An 18245-nucleotide genomic window follows, 5' to 3' on the forward strand; every position below is an offset into this window, starting at 1 on the left:
GGCTCGGCCGTGCGTCGTGGTGGAACCCGTTCCGTCCCGGCGACTACGAGTAATTCATCCGGCCGCGCCGCCGCGGAATTGAGATAATACCCGTGCGCGTTCGCGCCATCCTCATCCTTTCCTCGTCCGAAGTGTTCCCATGAGCCTCCCCAACAACCCGGACCAGCCGGCGGTCGCGGCCCGACCGAAGCGGCCGAAGTGGGTCCCGCCCGAGACGCTGACGCCCGCCCTGTGGGTGCTGCTGTTCCTGGTGTTCTCCGCCGTCGCCGTCCTCGGCGCGAGCGGGGCGTACCTCGGGTCCGTCAGCCTGCTCGACTGGGTCAACCGCGCCCGCGGCGTCACCTACTCGACGACGTTCACCCTCTGGATGTTCCTCGCCCACGGCATCGTCGGCGTCCTCGTCCTCGTCCCGTTCGTGGTCTTCGGCGTGTGGCACTTCAAGAAGGGGAGCAAGCTGTCGAACAAGGCCGCCATCCGCCGCGGCCTCTGGCTGTTCGCCCTCGGCCTCGTCATCGGCGTCACCGGGTTGGCCCTGTTCCAGTTCGAGGGGCTGCCGCAGCTCGCCACCGGCACGCTCCCGCGGTCGGTCGTGTACTGGCTGCACGTCGTCGTCCCGGTCGCGTCCGTGTTCGTCTACGTCGCCCACCGCCGCAAGGGCCCGGCGATCCGGTGGAAGTACGCGAAAATGTGGGGCCTCGGCGTCGCCGCGTTCGTCGGCGGGATGACGGTCCTCCACAGCATGACGCCACAGCGGTGGTTCGCGGAAGGGCCGAAGGACGGCGAGAAGTACTTCCACCCGTCGTCCGCCCGCACCGCCGACGGCAAGTTCATCCCGGCCGACCTGCTGATGAGCGACACGTACTGCATGCAGTGCCACCAGGAGATTTACAACGACCACCTGCACTCCGCGCACAAGTTCAGCTCGTTCAACAACCCGGCGTACTTGGCGAGCGTGAAGGAAACACGCGACTACGCCCAGCTCCGCGACGGCAACGTCCAGGCCAGCCGGTGGTGCGCCGGCTGCCACGACCCGGCCCCGTTCTTCAGCGGCGCGTTCGACGACCCGAAGTTCGACATGGCCAACCACCCGACGGCCCACGCCGGGGTCACCTGCGTGTCGTGCCACGCCATCACCCACGTCCACGACACGACCGGCAACGGCGCGTACACGATCGAAGCGTCCAACCACTACCCGTTCGCGTTCAGCTCTAATTCGACGATGCGGGCGCTCAGCAACCAGATGATTAAGGCGAAGCCGGACGTTCACAAGAAGACGTTCCTGAAGTCGTTCCACAAGTCGGCCGACTTCTGCTCGACGTGCCACAAGGTGTCGCTGCCGGCGGAGCTGAACCACTACAAGGACTTCCTCCGCGGGCAGAACCACCACGACTCGTACCACCTGAGCGGCGCGTCCGGCCGCGGCGCGCGGAGCTTCTACTACCCGGCGAAGGCGTTCGAGAACTGCGCGTCCTGCCACATGAACTTGAAGGAAGTCGTGGACATCGCCACGAACTTCGGGGCGAAGGACTTCGACGGCAGCGGGAAGCCGAAGAACCACAACCACCTCTTCCCGGCCGCGAACACCGGCCTGCCGACGATTCTGAAGGACGACCCGCGGTACAAGGAGTTGACCCCCGGCCTCGACAAGGCGATCAAAGAGCACACCGACTTCCTCACCGGCGTGGACCCAGACGGGAAGGACAAGCGGCTCCGCATCGACCTGTTCGGCCTCAAGCCCGGCGTCACGACCGAGGCGGACAAGCTGCAGGTCATCCGCCCGACGCTGCCGGTGCTGGAGCCAGGGCAGACGTACACGGTCGAAGCCGTGATCCGCACGCTCGTGATCGGCCACCACTTCAGCCAGGGGACGGTGGACTCGAACGAAATCTGGGTGGACTTCCGCGCGACCGCGAACGGCAAGGAAATCGCCCGCAGCGGCGGCATGGCCGGACCGGACGACACCGGCGAGGTGGACCGGTGGGCGCACTACGTCAACGTCCACATGCTCGACCGCAACGGGAACCGCATCAACCGCCGCAACCCGCAGGACATCTTCACGCCGTTCTACGACAAGCAAATCCCGCCGGGGGCGGCGAACGTCGTCCGCTATAGGCTCGACGTGCCGAAGGACGTGGCCGGCCCGGTCGAGCTTTCGATCCGTGTGCGGTACCGGAAGTTCGACCAGGAGTACATGGACTACGTGTCGAAGCAGATCGGCCGGCCGATGCCGACGCTGCCCATCGTGGACATGTGTGCGGACAAGGTGACGCTACCGGTGAAGGGCGTCGCGGAGAAAGTTCCGGAGCAAACGTCGCCGATCAAGGCCGGGTGGCAGCGGTGGAACGACTACGGCATCGCGCATCTCATCGAGGGCGGGGCCGGCAACAAGCGGGGCCACTTCCGCCAGGCGGAGGCCGCGTTCCAGAAGCTGGTGACGCTGAACATCCCGGAGGCCACCGGCAACGGGCACATGAACCTCGCCCGCGTCTACATCGACGAGGGCCGCCTCGACGAGGCGGCGAAGCAGCTCGACCTCGCCGGGAAGGTCGAGCCGGCCGTGCCGTGGTGGACGCGGGCGTGGCTGAACGCCGTCGTCAACAGCGAGAACGCGACGAAGCCGGAGGACCTCGACAAGGCCATCGCCGACCTGGAGCGGATCGTCAACCGGTTCAACCAGCCGACCGACCGCGGGTTCGACTTCACCCAGGACTACGTGATCTGGAACCTGCTCGCGAACCGCCTGTTCAAGCGGCGGCAGTTCGAGGCCGAGGGGTCCGACGCGTACCGGCGGTTCGTCGAGCGGTCGATCGAGGCGGCCGAGCAGGTGCTGAAGTACGAGAGCGAGGACGTGCAGGCCCACGACCAGTTGAAGCAGTCGTTCGACGCCCTCGCGTCCGAGAAGGGCATCCCGACGCTGACGCTCGATAAGTTGCCGACGATCCACGACGTGTCCTACGCGGCCCTCGGCCTGACGGACGCGAACGCGGCCAAGGCCCACCGCCTCACGTCCGCGCGGATGCTGCTGCTGAGCCTCCAGGAGGCGAGCAAGCTGCCGCCGAACCTCGACTCGCCGAAGCTCCCGGCGATGCGGGCGCTGTACAAGTCGATCCGCCCGGCGTTCGACACGCCGGACCCGGAGTTGAAGGCGGCGGCGGCCGCGGTGCTGTCGGCCATGCACCGCGAGTTCCACCTGATCTACAAGCCGGACGAGATCGCCCGCTCGACGGCCCGGCAAATCTACGGCCAGAAGAACCCGGCCGCGAACTACGCCGCGCGGGATCGGGTCATCTACCCGACCACGGCCGCGCACCGCGACAAGATTCTCAAGACCGGCGAACTGCAATAATCCTCCTCCCCAGGGTTCATCATGCGTGCGGTTCTGATCCTCGCTCTCGTCGCCCTGCTCGGGGTCGGCGGGTTCTTCGCGTACCGGCACTTCACCGCCGCCCCGGTCCCGTACAAGGACCCGGAGATCGGCCAGTCCACGGCCCGCGAGAAGCGGGACGTGCCGGAGGTGAAGTTTACGGACGTGACGACGGCGGCCGGCATCGCGTTCAAGCACGAGAACGGGATGACCGGCAGCAAGCTCCTGCCCGAGACGATGGGCGGCGGCGTGGCCGTCATCGACTTCGACAACGACGGCAAGCAAGACCTCTTCTTCGTCAACTCCTGCCCGTGGCCCGGCCACGAGGCCGACAACCCGAAGGCCCTGCCGAAGCTCTACCGCAACAAGGGGGACGGCACGTTCGAGGACGTGGGCGAGCGGATGGGGTTCACGACGCCGATGTACGGCATGGGGCCGGCCGTCGGCGACTTCGACAACGACGGTTACCCGGACCTGTTCGTCAGTTGCGTCGGCAAGCACCACCTGTTCCACAACGACGGCGGCAAGAAGTTCACGGACGTGACGGCCGCGGCCGGGGTCGGCGGCGGTGGGGAACTGCCGAAGGCGTCGTGGGCCGAGTTCCTGAAGTGGGACAGGCCGATCCCGTTCGGCGCGAGCGCGACGTTCGTGGACTACGACGGCGACGGCAAGCTCGACCTGTTCGTCTGTTCCTACGTCTCGTGGTCGCCGGTCGCGGACTTCAGCATCAACAGCACGGCCACCGGCGTGACGCGCTCCTTCAACCAGCCGCGAGACTACAACGGCAGCCAGTGTTGGCTCTTCCGCAACTTCGATGGGAAGAAATTCTCAGACGTGTCCCAACAAGCCGGCGTTCAGGTGACGGAAGCCGAGGGGCTAAACCGCAACGACCGCGTGCGGAACGTGGCGAAGTCGCTCGGAGTGATTGCGTTCGACGCGGACAACGACGGCTGGCCGGACCTGATGGTCGCGAACGACACGGTCCGCAACTTCTTCTTCCACAACCAGCCCGGCCCGGACGGGACGCGGGCGTTCAAGGAGGTCGGCGTCCTGCTGAACGCCGCCTACCCGGACGACGGCCGGCCCCGCGGCGGCATGGGCATCGACTGCGGCGAGTACCGGCCGGGCAAGTCCGCCGTCGTCGTCGCGAACTTCGCGCAGGAGCCGGTGACGTTCCTGCACCGCACGCTGAAGGAAGAAGGACTTCGGTTCTCCGACACGTCGCTGCCGGTCGGCCTGTCCGCGCCGAGCCGCCAGCCGCTGAAGTTCGGCGCGTTCTTCTTCGACTACGACCTCGACGGCCGCCTCGACCTGTTCCTGGCGAACGGCCACATCGAGCCGGAGATCGCGAAAATCCAGGGCGGCCAGAGCTACCTGCAACCGGCCCAACTGTTCTGGAACACGGGCGAGGACAAGCCGGTGTACGAACCCGTGCCGAGGGAGAAGTGCGGCGACGACCTGTTGAAGCCGCTCGTCGGCCGCGGGTGCGCGTACCTCGACTACGACGGTGACGGAGACCTCGACGTCGCGATCGTCGGCAACGGCGGCGAGGCCCGCCTGTTGCGGAACGACACGAAGCTCGGTCACCATTACGTCCGCCTGCGACTCGAAGGCACGGCCGGGAACCGGTCGGCCATCGGCGCGCGGGTCACCGCCGTGATCGACGGCGTGACGGTCGAGCGGACCGTAGCCGGGGCGCGGGGCTACCTGAGCCAGAGCGAGTTCCCGGTCACGCTCGGCCTCGGCAAGGCGACGAAAGTGGAGAAGGTGACCGTCCGCTGGCCGGGCAAGGACGGCAAGCCGCAGGAGTGGACGAACCTCGCGGCCGACAAGACCCACACCCTCCGCGAAGGGGAGAAGTGACATACATGAATGACCCCTCCCCTCCCCCGCAACGGTCCCGCGCGCCGCTCGTGTTCGGCGGGCTACTCCTTGTATTGTTGATCGTCGGCGGCGTGATCTACTCGCAGTTTCGCGGGACGAAGGCCGAGGACCGCGAGGCGGCGGAGGCCGCGAACGCCCGCGGCATCGGGTTCCTCGAAAAGTACGACGCGAAGGAGTACGGCAAGTCCGGGTTCGAGAATGCCGCCGAGCAGTTCGCCACGGCAATGAAACTCGCCCCGTCGTGGCTAACGCCGAAGATCAACCACGGCATGTCGCTGTTCTTCACCGCCGACGAGAAGAAGATCGACCAGGCCATCGACGTGTTCAAGGCCATCCTGAAGGCCGAACCGCGGAACCCCTACGCGAACCACTGCCTCGGCATCATCTACTTCTACCGAAGCGAGCCGGACGCCGCGAACAAACACTTCAAGGTCGTCACCGAGGTCGATCCGAACGACGCCTATGCGTGGTACTTCTACGGGTTCACACTCCCCGACCGCGAGGACTCGGCCGCGGCGCGGGAGGCGTTCGAGAAGGCCGTCAAGCTGGACCCGTACCTGACGACGGCCCGGTTCTCGCTCGCCGGGCACGCCGCGACCAGCGACCCGAAAGTGCGGGCGCAGATGCAGGACGAGATCACCGCCCTGCGGGCAAACCTGTGGGAGCGGACGGCCGACACGAAGCCGTCGAAACTCGGCCGTTACGGCACGCCCATCGGGATCGACGCGACGGCGAAGCCGCCTCTGCCGCCGCTCCCGGCGTTCGAGCCGACGAACAGCGCCCGCGTGACGCTGGAGCCGAACACGACATGGGCCGCGACCGTCGAGGGCGGGGCGAAGGCCGTCCGCGAGCGGTTCGGTGGCACGATGGTCCGGCTCGACTACGACCGCGACGACAAGCCCGACTTCTTGTTGCTCTCGGCCGTCACTCGAAATGGCAAGCTGGCCGACGTGTTGCTGCACAACGACGGCGGGGAGAAGTTCACAGACGTGACGACGAGCCTCGGCCTCGCCGGGACGGCCAGCCTCGGCGCGTCCGCGGCCGACTTCGACAACTCCGGGACCACGGACTTGATCCTTACGACCGAAACCGGCGTGAAACTGCTCCGCAACGCGGACGGCAAACGGTTCGAGGACGTGACCGCCGCGGCCGGGTTCGACAAGCTGACCGGCCGGTTCCTCGCGGCCGCGTGGCTCGACCTCGACCAGGACGGCGACCTCGACTTGCTACTCGCGAAGCACGAGCAAACGCCGGGCAAGGGCGACGGCGAGGCGGTCGTGTTCCTGAACGTCGGCGAGGCCCCGCCCGCGCCGCCGAACCAGCAACTGCCGCTGACGGTGAAGTTCAAGCGGTTCGAGCACCCGGCGTTCGCCGTGGCCGGCCCGGTCGTCGGGGTCGTCACCGCCGACGTGGAGAACGACGGTGACGTGGACGCGATCGTGCTGGTCGAGAACCAGCCGCCGGTCGTCGTGCTGAACGACCGCCTCTTGCGGTTCCGCCGCGGGGCCGCGATTCATGCCGCCGCGGGCGACTGGACCGGCGGGCTGGTCTTCGACCTGAACGGCGACGAGCAGTCCGACCTCGCGCTGCTCTCCGGCAAGGCGAAGCCGGCGGTGTACGCCTCGACCGCCGACCACGTCGGCAACGACACGGCCGGCCGGTTCGCGGCTTCCGACACGGATTCGCCCGCACTCTTACAAGCTCAAGCCATCGACCTCGACCACGACGGCCGGACCGACCTCGTCGGCTTGTCGGCCGAGCGGAAGCCGGTCCTGCTCCGCAACGACGGCACGCTGAAGGTTGCGAGCATCGTGGACGTGCCGGACGCCCTTGCCGTGGCCGCGTGCGACATAGACCGCGACTGCCACAACGACCTCGTCGTGTGGTCCGCGAAGGACGGGCTGCACGTCTACCGCAACCAGGGGACCGCGAACCGCGGGTTCCGCCTGCAACTCTCCGGCAAGCGGGACAAGGAGGCGGCCCGCACGAACCACGACGCCGTCGGCGCGAAGGTGACGGCGTACACCGGCCGCGTCCACACGCTGATCGAGAACACGACGCTGACCGCCGGCCTCGGCCAGTCGCGGCTGCCGCTGGAGTTCGGGATCGGGAAGACGGACAAGGCCCACGCCATCCGCATCGCGTGGCCGGACGTTGTGCCGCAGGCGGAGGTCGATGTCGCGACGTGCGCCACCCTTCGCGTGCCGGAGACTGACCGGCGGCCGTCGTCGTGCCCGGTGCTGTTCACCTGGGACGGCACGAAATTTCGGTACGTGACGGACATCCTCGGCGCCGGGTCGATGGGCGAACTCGGCGCGGACGGCAGTACCCGCCCGCCGCGACCGGAGGAGAGTGTCAAGATCGAGCCGGACCAACTGGCGATGAATAACGGCCGGTACGTGCTGAAGCTCGCCGAGCCGATGGACGAGTTGATGTACCTCGACCACCTGCGGCTCGACGTGGTGGACCACCCGGCCGAGACGGTCGTGTTCCCGGACGAGCGGTTCGCGACCGCCGACCCTCAGCCGACGCAGCAGGTGCTGGCGTTCCGCCGCCGGCTTTCGCCGGTCGCGACCGTCGATCACCGCGGGCGGGACGTGACGGCCGTGTTGACCGCCCGCGACGGCAAAACGGCCGACGGGTTCCGTAAGCGCGGGTGGCACGGGTTCGCGGAAGAGCACTTCGTCGAACTCGACTTCGGCAATCAACTGGCGAACTTGCCGGCCGACGCGCCGCTGCATCTCGTACTCGCCGGGTGGACCGACTACGCCTACCCGGAGACGATCTTCGGCGCGGCCCAGGCCGGCGTGCCGATGAAGCCGCCGGTGCTGGAGAAGTGGGCGGCCGGAACGTGGCAGGTGGTTGGCGACATCGGGTTCCCGGCCGGGCTGCCGCGGGTGATGACTTCGCCGGTGACGGGCCTCGCCGGGGCGAAGGCGTGCCGCCTTCGCATCCGCACGAACATGCACGTCTACTGGGACAAGGTCGAACTGGCCGTCGCGGAACCCGCGTCGCCGATCCACCCACTGCCGGTGACGGCCGCGAAACTCGACCGCCGCGGGTTCGCGAAGGAAGTCTTCCCGACCGGCAAGTCGCCGGCCGAGTACGACGACGTGATTCTCGAACCGGTCGCGTTCACCCGCTGGCGCGGCAAGCTCACGCGGCTCGGCGACGTGACGGAACTGCTCACGTCCCTCGACGACCGGTTCGCGATCTGCGGCCCCGGCGACGAGGTCGTAATCGAGTTCGACGCGGCGAAGCTGCCGCCGGTCCCGGCCGGGCACGTCCGGTCGTTCGTGCTGCGGTCGCACGGGTACTGCAAGGACGCGGCCCCGTTCACGGCGACGTTCGGCGAGGTCGGCCCGCTGCCGTTCCGCGCGATGGCGAGCTACCCGGACGGGGCGCGGGGCAAGACCCCGCCGCACCATCTCGAGTACGACCGCGCCTGGAACACCCGCCCGGTCGGCACGCGATGACGGCCTACGACGTGCTAATCGTCGGTGCGGGCCTCGCCGGGACGACGCTCGCGTGGGAACTACGGTGGCGCGGGCTTGCGGTCCAAGTCATCGACCGCGACGAGCCGGTCACGGCGTCGAAGATCGCGGCCGGGCTTCTCACGCCGGTCACGGGCAAGCGGCTGGCCCCGGCGTGGCGGTACGCCGAGTTCCTGGCCGCGGCCGAGCCGTACTACCGCCGCGTCGAGCAGGAGGCGAACGCCGACCTCTTTTCGCGACGGCCCGCGGTGCGGCTCTATCAGTCAGAAGTGGAGCGCGTGCGGTTCGAGAAAAAGCGGTCGGCGATGGAAACCGTCCGCGACCCGTCGCCGCCGCTGGCGGACAGCCAGTTCGATCAGCCGCATGGCGGGTTCGAGATGACGGACGCGGCCCGCATCCGCGTCGCGGACTACCTCCGGTTGTCGCGAGTCGCGTTCGCGGACCGCTTCCAAGTCGCTTCGATCACGGCCGAAGATTTACGGATTAGTGACGATGAAGTAACCGTTCCGAGGCTCGACCTGCGGGTGAAGTTCGTCGTCTTCTGTCAGGGGTTCTGGATGCGCGAGAACCCGTTGTTCCGTGGCGTGCAATTCGTCCCGGCGAAGGGCGAAATCCTCACCCTCCGCGTGCCGGGGCTGACCGAGGACCGCGTCGTCAACCGCGGCGTGTGGCTGCTCCCGCTCGGCGGCGGGCTGTTCCGCGCGGGGGCGACCTACGACCGGGACCGCCTCGACCACGCGCCGACGGCCGCGGGTCGGGACGAAATCTGCTCCCGGCTCCGCGCGTTCCTCCGACTCGCCTTTGAAGTGATCGACCACGTCGCGGCGGTGCGGCCGGTCGTGGACGAGCGAAAGCCGGTCCTCGGCTTCCTGCCGGACCGCCCGCGGGTCGGCGTGTTCAACGGCCTCAGTTCCAAGGGGGCGCTCATGGCCCCGTTCTTCGCCCGCCAGTTGGCCGACGCGATTCAGGGCGTTGGGGCGATCGAGCCGCACGTCGAGCTGCGATCCTTCCTGGGCCGCTGACATGGCCGCTTTCACGGAGCTGGCCCACGAAACCGTTCGCGAACACCTTCGGACCGGTGACGTGGTCATCGACGCGACCGTCGGCAACGGGCACGACACGGCGTTCCTCGCGCGGCTCGTCGGGCCGACGGGTCGGGTCTTCGGGTTCGACGTTCAAGCGGAAGCGATTCGACGGGTCGGGGCAGTTTCGCGCGTGAACGTCACACTCATTCAAGGCGATCACGCGCGGATGACGGAATTGCTTCCGCGTGAAGTGATTGGCGGCGTCGCGGCCGTGATGTTCAACCTCGGCTACCTGCCCGGCGGCGACAAGGTGGTGACGACGACAACGGCCTCCACTCTCGCGGCGCTCGACGCCGCGTGGTCGGCCCTTCGCAACGGCGGCGTACTCACCGTCGTCGCCTATCGCGGCCACCCCGGCGGCCTCGCGGAAGCGGACGCCGTCCGCGACCACCTTCGCCGGCACGGCGTCGCAGAAACGCCCGCCTCGTCGTCGCCCGTGTCGCCGGTGCTGTTCGTCGCACGGAAGGCTACGTCTTGAGCGTCTCGACGGCCCCGTGGTTGGCCGCGCTCTTGTTCGCCGCCTCGATGAACGCCACGATCTCCAGCGTCACCGCCACGTCGATCGGCGGCTTCCCGGTCGCGAACGTCTCGACGACCTTCTTCAACAGCTCTCGGTAGATGACGCCCGTGCCGACGTTCGACGTGAACGACCCCTTCTCCGCGAACGCCGTGAAGCTGTAGGAGCCGCCGCCGGCGCGGTTGCCGCGGACGGTCGCGACGCGGCCGTCCTTCCACGTCCCGGTCGCCACGTCCACGTCCTTCTGGTGGGCGCAGGTGACCCGCTCGCACCCCGGCCCCATGAGCGTGTACAGCACCTCGACGGCGTGGATGCCGTAGTGGAACAGGCCGGGGTTCCGCTCGTGAAGCGACGCCGGGCCGGACGAGAAGCAGCCGAGGATTTTCCCGTGCTTCGGGTCGTTGACGTAGTTCACGACCTCCGCCGCGTACCGCAGCGACGACGAGCTGAACAGCGCGACCTTCTTCTTCGCCGCCAGGTCGATCATCTTCTTCGCGTCCTCGACGGAGCACGCGAACGGCTTGTCCACGAAGCACGGCAGCCCGGCCTCCAGGAACGGCTTCGCCCGCTCCCAGTGGACCGACCCGTCCACCGCCTCGATCAGCATCGCGTCCACCTTGCCGATCATGTCTTCCGGCTTCTCGACGAGCGGAACCTCGTACTTCTTCATCTTCTCCGTGTACTCGGGGATGCGCTCCGGCGACAACTTCGACTCGCCGGGGCAACCGACGACGACCTTCGCCCCCGCGACCCATTGCTCTTGCGCGATGTCGATGTGGTTCAGCCGCTTGGTGAACTCGACGGCGTGGGACGTGTCGAAGTCGAGGATGCCGAGGCGGATCATGGTCACTCCTTGCGAAGGGCGGCGAGCAGCGGGACGCGGGCCGCGCCGCGGGTGGCGAGCCAGACCACGATGATACCCACGGCGAAGACGGCGACCAACAAAATGCCGCCGCCGACCCACGGCAAACGCCCGCCGAGCGCGAGGTGCGGCAGCACGGAGACGATGGCCGCGACGAGGCCGAGGGCGACGCCCAGGGCGAGGAGGACGAGATTCTCGCGGAGGACGAGCGACCGGACGGTCGCCGGGGTGTAGCCGAACGCCCGCAGGAGCGCGAGTTCGCCGATGCGTTCCCACACGCCGCGAAGGATGACGACGGCGAGGCCGAGCAGGCCGAGCAACAGGCCGAGGCCGCCGAGGAGTTGGAACGTGGTCAGGTACGTGCCGACGACGGCCTGGAACGCCGCCACCCGCTCGCGGCTCGGCGTCACGGCCGCGCCGCTGCCCGCGAGGCCGGCGGTGAGCAACTTCGCCACCGCGTCCGCGTCCTCCGGTTTCGTGTCGATCAGGAACATGCGGAAGCCTTCCTCGCGCGGGTGGAGCTTCCGCAGATACTCGTCGGCCATGACGAGTTCGCTCTGGAAGACGCTGTCCTGGAACGTGCCGACAATCCGGCACGTCACGAGTAGACCTGATTCGTCGGCCACGTCCACCGTTCCGCCGACGCTCGTTTTGAGCATCCACATGACCGTGTTCTGTTCCGCGAACACCGGGACCGCGCCGTCCGGTTGCGGCTTCTTGAGAAGCACCCACGGGTTCGGGCCGTCGTGCGATTCCGTCATCATGAATCGGAACCCGCCGCGTTCGATCAGGTCGTCCGGCACGCCGACGAGCCGCGGCCGGCCGGCCTGGTAGAGGTTCAGACAGCTCGCGTCGTCGCCGCGGACGACGCGGAGCGGCACACCGGCGGTGATCGCCTTCAGCTTCGCCTGCGCGTCGGCGAGGAGCGTGTTCTTGTCCGCACCCCCCTTCTCGGCCTGCCGCTGAAAGTAGGCGTCGAGGCCGGTCAGCACGTCGTCCTGCCCGGCCCTCTGGTCGAGCCGGTTGAACAGCGGCACGTCGGTTTCGAGCAGCAGGTTGAACCCGCCGCTGCCGCCGTGCTTGTCCGCGAAGTCCCGTTCCGGGTTGCGGCGGAAGCTCTCAACGGCGACGAGCAGGAACGTCGCGGAGCCGATCAGGAACACGGTCAACACGCTGCGGCCGGGGAACCGCCCGGCGTTGCGGACGCCGAGGTCGGCGACCGACTTCGCGAGGGAATGCGTGGCCGTCAACCAGCGGCGGACGAGGATCAGCCCGGCGGCGAACAAGAGGCCGCCGCCCGCGAAGAAGCTGAGGGCGCGGAAGTCAGGGTTCGTCACGAACGCCCCGCCGCAGAGCGCGGCGACGGCGGCGACGAGGCAGCCGACGAGCAGGACTGTGCCCCACGTTCGGCGCGTCGCCGTTTCCGGTTCCTGTACGTCCACCTGTCCACGAAGGAGCGTCGGCGGGGCGACGCGGACCAGCTTCCGCACCGCGAGCCAGATCGTGAGGCCGGTCATCAGCAGGGTCAGCACGAATCCGAGGGCGGCGCTACTTACGGAGGTGTGCGGTTGCAGGAACGTCCGCACCGTCGGGTCGGGCCACAGGTCGGTGATGACCGTGAGCAGCAGCCGTGAGTACAGGACCGCGACGCCGACGCCGACGAGCGCGCCGACGGCGGAGACGATCAGCCCCTCGGCGAGCAGCATCCGCAGCACGGCCCGCGGCGTGTAGCCGGCCGCGAGGAACCCGCCCACGTCCTTCGCCCGGCGCTCGACGTTCAGCCGGAACATCAGGCCGACGAGCAACAGCGCGGAGACGATCAGGAACAGGCTGAACCCGAGGAACAGGCCGCCGAAGTCGGTCCCGCCGCGGCTGGCGGCGAGCAGCCGCTGCCGCACGTCCTCGACGACGATGCCGCCACTCGCGGGCGTGAGCTTCGCCCGCATCGCGGTCGCGAGCTGCCCGGCGGCTTGCACCGGCGTCTGTCCGGCGGCCGGGGCGATGCGCAAAGAGGTCACGTTCCCGAACCGGCTGGTGAACCACTTCTCGCCCGCGGCCCGGTTGAGGTACGCCTTCGGGGTGGTGCGGTAGTCCTTCCAGAATTTGTCGTGAACGTCGTTCGGCCGAATCCGCGTGCGGTCGAACGTGAACGGCGGCTGCCACGTCGCGATGTCGAGCTTGTCCGTGATGCCGGGGAACGGCGGGGTCAGCGTCGGGTCGGCGGCGACGCCGGCGAGCGGGATCGTGCCGCGGAGCGTGAACTCGGCGGTGACGGTTTTCTCCCCGCTCTCCACGTCCGGGGCGAAGAACTTGAGCGTGATCGTGTCGCCCGGCTTCGCGTCGCGGAGCGGCGACTCCGGCCAGTCGGCCAAGACGATCTCGTCGTCGGCGAGCGGCGGGCCGTCCGGTTGGAACGGGCCGAGTGGCGTGGCGGCCGACGGATCGACGGCCGCGACGATCGAGTACGGGATGACCTTCTTGCCGTAGGCGATGTCGATGGCCAGGTACGCGGTCGTGCGCGACGTTCGCAGACCGAGTTCCTTCGCGGCGAACTCGGCGGCGTCCAGCACTGCGGGTTCGAGCAACAGGCGGTCCGATTCGAGCGAGACGTAGGGCAGGTTGCGGTCCGGCACGCGGTTGCCGGTCGGCGGGTCGCGGCGGGTGCGGAGCCGCAAGCCCCAGTCAGGCAGGTCGAGCTTACTTTCGAGGGCCGCGTTCACCGCCGCCGCGTCCGGGCCGAACGCGAAGAGGGCGTTCACGCGGTCCGGGTTGTCCTTGAGGATACGTCGTTGGAGTTGTTCGAGCGGAACGAAGACGTTCAGGACCGGTTCCGGGTTCGGGAGCAGGCCGAAGTCGTTCGCCGGGTGGTCGGGCGGCAGAACCTCGCCGACGGTGAGGTCGAACCCGACCGCGGTGTCGTCCGCGTTGCGATTGCCGAGGATCGACGACCGCGGCACACTGGAGAATTGTTGCACCGAGAGTCGCAACTTGTCGCCGGCCTTCGCGGCACCCTTGTCGGCGACCCGCGACCCGACGACGGCTTTGACGCCGCCCGCGGCCGGCGGCTTCAATCCGAATTGCTCGAACCCGTCCGGCGTGAGGCCGATGACGACGACCCGCGGCACGGTCACAGGTTCGGCGGCCGCTTCGTTCGTGAGCGACCCTTGCAGCACGAGCGCCGGAACCGCCCCTGACTCTTTCCCCGTGGCGGTGCGGATGAGGCGGTTGCCGGTCCAGGCGGCGGTCACGCCGTTGAGCTGCCGCTCGGCCCGCGCCCGCAGGCTGCCGCGGAGCGAGTCGCCGACGAACAGCGCCCCGGCCAGCACGGCCGCGCTCAGGACGGCGGCGAGCAGCACGGCGAGGTTGCCCCGCCAGTGGTACGTTAGGTTCCGCCAGGGGAGGGCGCGAGCGGTAAGCACGTCACGAATCCCCCACAAGGCGGCCATCGTGCATGGCTCCGCGGATCGGGAAGCTTCGCGCCAGCTCCGAACTGTGTGTCACGGCGATTAGCATCGTGCCTTCTTGTTTGTGCAACTCAAGAAGCAACTCGCCGACGGCTTGGGCGTTCTTGCGGTCGAGGTTGCCGGTCGGTTCGTCGGCGAGGACCAGTCGCGGCTTCTGGACGAGCGCCCGCGCGATGGCGACACGCTGCCGCTCTCCGCCGGACAACTCCGCCGGGCGGTGGTCGAGCCGGGCCGCGAGGCCGACGCGGTCGAGCAACTGTCGGGCCGTCGTTTCCAACGCGGCAATGTCGCGATTCGGATTCACGAGCGTCGGAATCAGCACGTTTTCCAGCACGTTGAACTGCGGCAACAGATGGTGGTCCTGGAAGATGAAGCCGATCCGCTCGTTGCGGAACTTCGCGAGGGCGGTGTCGTCCAGCGCGAATGGGTTTTGCCCATCAACATCGATCGTGCCCCGCGTCGGCTTGTCTAGTGTGCCAAGAATGTGCAACAACGTACTCTTGCCGGACCCGGACGGCCCCATGATGGCAATGGCGTCGTTTTCCTTCAAAGAGAAGGTAACACCTTCGATCACGGCGAGTTGCCCGGAACGGGTGGGGTAGTATTTGTGAAGATCGGTGACGGTCAGCGGCATAAGAACCCTCGTCCCGAACCTCCGGTTCGGGATGCGACGCCGCAAACGTCTCGTTTGCGGCGGAGAAGCGGCTGCGGCCGCCGATGTTCGCAAACCAGAGGTTTGCGGCGAGGCGTCCCGAACCGGAGGTTCGGGACGAGAATTTATTTAGAGAACGCCCCCGGCGTCGGCGGCACGTCGGCGGTGAGGGCGAGCGTGCCGAGGCCGTAGAAGGTGTACTCCACGTCGGTCCCCTCGTCCCACAGGCCGCCGTGGAACCCGCCGGTCGGCACCTCGCACGACTCGGCGTAGTCGCGGATCGCGGGCAGGTTCAGCCGGCCGCGGCCGCCGAGCTGGTCGAGCGTCCACGCCCCGGTGAACGTCGAGAGCAAGTCCGCGGCCGGGATGCGGTCGTTCGCGCGGAACCCGCCCTCCATCGGCGTCGGCAATTGGACGAGGAACTCGATCAGCTTCGCCCGCAGGTCGTCGGTCAGCGCGCCGGCGATCTGCAACACGCCGACGCCGGCGGCGGTCGGGTTCGTGCCGCTCCGTTTCATCGGCGCGATCTCGACGAACCCGCCGTCGTCGCGCTGCCGGCCGAGGACGAACTTCACGAGCGAATCGAGGTTCGGAATCTCCCGGTCGAGCAGTTGCAGGCAGAGGGCGACGAGGAAGCTGGTGTACGTGCTACCGCCGGCCGCGCCGGGGACCTTGCCGTACCCGCCGTCGGCGGTGCGGAACGATTCGAGCATCGCACACACGCGGTCCCGCCAGTCCGGCGGTGACTCGGCCAACACGTCCGGCCCGCCGCCGAGCGGCACGAGGTAGCACGACACCAGCAGCGAGAAGAAATCGACCACCCCGGCCGGTTGCGTCAGCTTCGACCGCAGGAAGTTCCCGGCGTTGCCGCACACCTTCTCGTCGAGGGCTTGCAGCACGGCGAGCGAGCGGAGGGCGAACCCGGTGTAGTACAGGTCGCTGCCGCCCTCGCGGCCGGGCCACCCGCCGTCCGGCCGCTGCTTCGTGAGCAAATACTCGGCGTGCCGGGTGCGGACGTCGTCCGGCAACTTCTCGACGCCGTCGATGAGCTGCGCCGTCAGCCGGGTGAGGTACGGTTCCGCGTTCACCTCACGCCTCCAACTTGGCGCGGATTTCGGCGGGGATGTCGAGCGACTCGATGCCGCCGGCGGTCTTGCGGCAGTACACGCCGGACATGCGGCCCTCGGCGACGGGCTGCCCGTCTTTGCTGAACGCGAACCGGTAGCTGACGGACTTCTTCCCGACCTTCTCGACCGTGACGTGGATCGTCACCTCGTCCTCGAACCGCAGCGGCTTCGCGAAGTCGCACGCGGCCGACACGCGGGGGAAGCCGTAGCCCGCGCCGCCGTCGGTCCACGCCACGGACAGCCCGCGGCTGCGGAGGAACGCCGTCTCCGCGACCTCCATGAACCGGAAGAAGTTCGCGAAGTGCATGATCCCGGCCATGTCCGTGTCGCCGAACTCGACCCGGCGGGTGATGCTGAACGGCTCGGCCATCAGGTGTACGTCTCCAGCACGGCGACGGTGTCGCGGGCCATCTGCTCGGCGGTGAAGCGGGAATGCACCGCTTCCCGGCCGCGGCGGCCCATCGCGCGGGCGGCCTCGCGGTCTCGCAGCAGCTCGACCAGCGTTTCCGCGAGCGCCGCCGGGTCGTTCGGCGGGACGAGCTTGCCGCCGCCGGTCGGTTCCAGCAGTTCCGGGAACGACCCGTGCGCCGGCTGCACGACCGGCACGCCGTTGGCCCACGCCTCCAGCACGTACAGGCCCTTCGGTTCACGGTACGTCGTCGGCACGGAAAGGACATCGACGGATTGCAGGAACCGCACCTTCGCCGCGTGGTCCCCGCTCTCCACGTGTTCAAAATGCTCCACCACGCCGGCGGCCGTCAGCTTCTTCACCTGCTCCTCGTAGTAGGCCCGGTTGTTCTCGCCGAGCCAGCCGGACGCCTTCAGCTTCACGTCCGGCGTGCCGGGCGTCTGGCGAATCTTGACGAACGCATCGACGAGGTTGTGGAACCCCTTCTCCGGTGCGATGCGGGCGAAGTAGCCGATGCGGAGCGGGTCGTCGGAGGCCGGCCGTTCGCCGTGGCCCTTGAGGTTGATGCCGGGGTAGACGACGTGCGACGGCAGGTTGACGAGGCCGAGGTAGTCCCGCATGTGGGCCTCGTAGTACCGGCTCGTCGAGAGCGTCGCCGTCGCATCACGGAGGTTCTCGCGGATGAGCTTGATCGCCTCCTCCCGATCCTTCACGGGCAGCGCGTCGAGGAAGATGTCGTCCCCTTGCAGCGTCACCAGGATCGGCACGCCGAGCGCCGCCTTCAACGGCGGGATGATGCCGGACAACAGCGCGTTCGTCAGCAGCACGACTTCCGGCTTCACTTCGTCGCGGAGGTACTCGACGAGCTTCGCCACTTCCTTCTTCTGGAACCCGTGGTCGCCCCGCAGCATCGAGACGGTCAGCGCCCCGAGTTCGGAGTACGGCGTGCGGGCCGCGAACCGGGACACCCACCGCAGCAGCCGCGGGAAGTCGAGCAGTCGGTCCGTCAGCCACGGGGTGTGCCGGAACAGCCACGACTTCTGTTGGAGGTAGACGTTGATGCCGCCGAAGAAGACCCGCTTCTGGCTGCGGTCTTCTTCGTCGGTCGTGATGGGGGTGTACGTCGGGATGAGCAGGGCGTCGTGGCCGAGCTTGTTGAGCGCGCCGACGAGCGTGTTGTCGCGCATGCAACTGCCGCAGTACATGCCCGCCGCCCCGGCCGTGATGAACGCGATCCGCACGCCCCGCCCTCCGCCGTCATCTTACGGACGCTACCCGCCGCCGGGCCGGACCTTACACCGCGGCCGACACGGAATCTTCACCGCCCATTCACGGGAGTCTTACGCCGCGGGTGCGGCCGGGGCCGAGAATTGTAGTAGTGAACGGA

The 18245-nt window shown here is 68.3% G+C and carries 11 protein-coding genes; 5 read left to right on the top strand and 6 right to left on the bottom strand.

Features of this window, described 5'->3' with window-relative positions; translation table 11 throughout:
• Positions 1–139 precede the first annotated feature (139 nt).
• From AC5JJ2_RS00540 to mnmM, 5 genes are read left to right on the top strand one after another with little or no spacing between them, the layout of a single operon-like run.
• On the top strand, positions 140–3346 hold the full coding sequence (locus AC5JJ2_RS00540; RefSeq protein ID WP_495856005.1) for a multiheme c-type cytochrome: 3207 nt from the start codon (positions 140–142) through the stop codon (positions 3344–3346).
• A gap of 21 nt (positions 3347–3367) precedes the next feature.
• Positions 3368–5227 (top strand): CRTAC1 family protein, encoded by a 1860-nt coding sequence (locus tag AC5JJ2_RS00545; RefSeq protein WP_495856006.1) that lies wholly within the window; start codon positions 3368–3370, stop codon positions 5225–5227.
• A 5-nt stretch (positions 5228–5232) separates the two neighbouring features.
• A complete protein-coding gene (locus AC5JJ2_RS00550) occupies positions 5233–8724 on the top strand; it encodes a CRTAC1 family protein (RefSeq protein ID WP_495856007.1) in 3492 nt (1163 codons plus the stop codon).
• A complete protein-coding gene (locus tag AC5JJ2_RS00555; RefSeq protein WP_495856008.1) occupies positions 8721–9764 on the top strand; it encodes an NAD(P)/FAD-dependent oxidoreductase in 1044 nt (347 codons plus the stop codon). Before AC5JJ2_RS00550 ends, AC5JJ2_RS00555 begins: the two co-directional genes overlap by 4 nt.
• A 1-nt stretch (position 9765) precedes the next feature.
• On the top strand, positions 9766–10305 hold the full coding sequence (gene mnmM, locus AC5JJ2_RS00560; protein ID WP_495856009.1) for a tRNA 5-(aminomethyl)-2-thiouridylate-methyltransferase MnmM: 540 nt from the start codon (positions 9766–9768) through the stop codon (positions 10303–10305).
• Here the strand turns inward: mnmM and AC5JJ2_RS00565 are convergent.
• The 6 genes from AC5JJ2_RS00565 to AC5JJ2_RS00590 form a co-directional block, all read right to left on the bottom strand.
• Positions 10295–11188: a Gfo/Idh/MocA family protein gene (locus tag AC5JJ2_RS00565; RefSeq protein ID WP_495856010.1), complete on the bottom strand. Its 894-nt coding sequence runs from the start codon at positions 11186–11188 to the stop codon at positions 10295–10297. The two genes, mnmM and AC5JJ2_RS00565, sit on opposite strands and share 11 nt — an antisense overlap.
• A gap of 2 nt (positions 11189–11190) precedes the next feature.
• The gene (locus AC5JJ2_RS00570; protein WP_495856011.1) at positions 11191–14625 is read right to left on the bottom strand and encodes an ABC transporter permease; all 3435 of its coding nucleotides are present in this window, start codon (positions 14623–14625) and stop codon (positions 11191–11193) included.
• Position 14626: 1 nt separating this feature from the next.
• Entirely contained in the window at positions 14627–15304 is a 678-nt protein-coding gene (locus AC5JJ2_RS00575) for an ABC transporter ATP-binding protein (RefSeq protein ID WP_495856012.1), read from the bottom strand.
• Between the two features lie 143 nt (positions 15305–15447).
• Entirely contained in the window at positions 15448–16410 is a 963-nt protein-coding gene (locus AC5JJ2_RS00580; RefSeq protein ID WP_495856013.1) for a prenyltransferase/squalene oxidase repeat-containing protein, read from the bottom strand.
• Position 16411: 1 nt separating this feature from the next.
• Positions 16412–16819 carry an acyl-CoA thioesterase gene (locus AC5JJ2_RS00585; RefSeq protein WP_495856014.1) on the bottom strand — a complete coding sequence of 136 codons (408 nt, stop codon included), beginning with the start codon at positions 16817–16819 and terminating at the stop codon, positions 16412–16414.
• Entirely contained in the window at positions 16819–18099 is a 1281-nt protein-coding gene (locus AC5JJ2_RS00590; RefSeq protein WP_495856015.1) for a glycosyltransferase family 4 protein, read from the bottom strand. Before AC5JJ2_RS00590 ends, AC5JJ2_RS00585 begins: the two co-directional genes overlap by 1 nt.
• Between the last annotated feature and the right edge of the window lie 146 nt (positions 18100–18245).

The sequence above is a fragment of the Limnoglobus sp. genome, assembly GCF_059499385.1.

What these genes read in the sequence shown, in the direction of transcription:
- AC5JJ2_RS00540 (WP_495856005.1), top strand. Translation starts at nt 140, where the DNA reads ATGAGCCTCCCCAACAACCCGGACCAGCCGGCGGTCGCGGCCCGACCG.
- AC5JJ2_RS00545 (WP_495856006.1), top strand. Translation starts at nt 3,368, where the DNA reads ATGCGTGCGGTTCTGATCCTCGCTCTCGTCGCCCTGCTCGGGGTCGGC.
- AC5JJ2_RS00550 (WP_495856007.1), top strand. Translation starts at nt 5,233, where the DNA reads ATGAATGACCCCTCCCCTCCCCCGCAACGGTCCCGCGCGCCGCTCGTG.
- AC5JJ2_RS00555 (WP_495856008.1), top strand. Translation starts at nt 8,721, where the DNA reads ATGACGGCCTACGACGTGCTAATCGTCGGTGCGGGCCTCGCCGGGACG.
- mnmM (WP_495856009.1), top strand. Translation starts at nt 9,766, where the DNA reads ATGGCCGCTTTCACGGAGCTGGCCCACGAAACCGTTCGCGAACACCTT.
- AC5JJ2_RS00565 (WP_495856010.1), bottom strand. Translation starts at nt 11,188, where the DNA reads ATGATCCGCCTCGGCATCCTCGACTTCGACACGTCCCACGCCGTCGAG.
- AC5JJ2_RS00575 (WP_495856012.1), bottom strand. Translation starts at nt 15,304, where the DNA reads ATGCCGCTGACCGTCACCGATCTTCACAAATACTACCCCACCCGTTCC.
- AC5JJ2_RS00585 (WP_495856014.1), bottom strand. Translation starts at nt 16,819, where the DNA reads ATGGCCGAGCCGTTCAGCATCACCCGCCGGGTCGAGTTCGGCGACACG.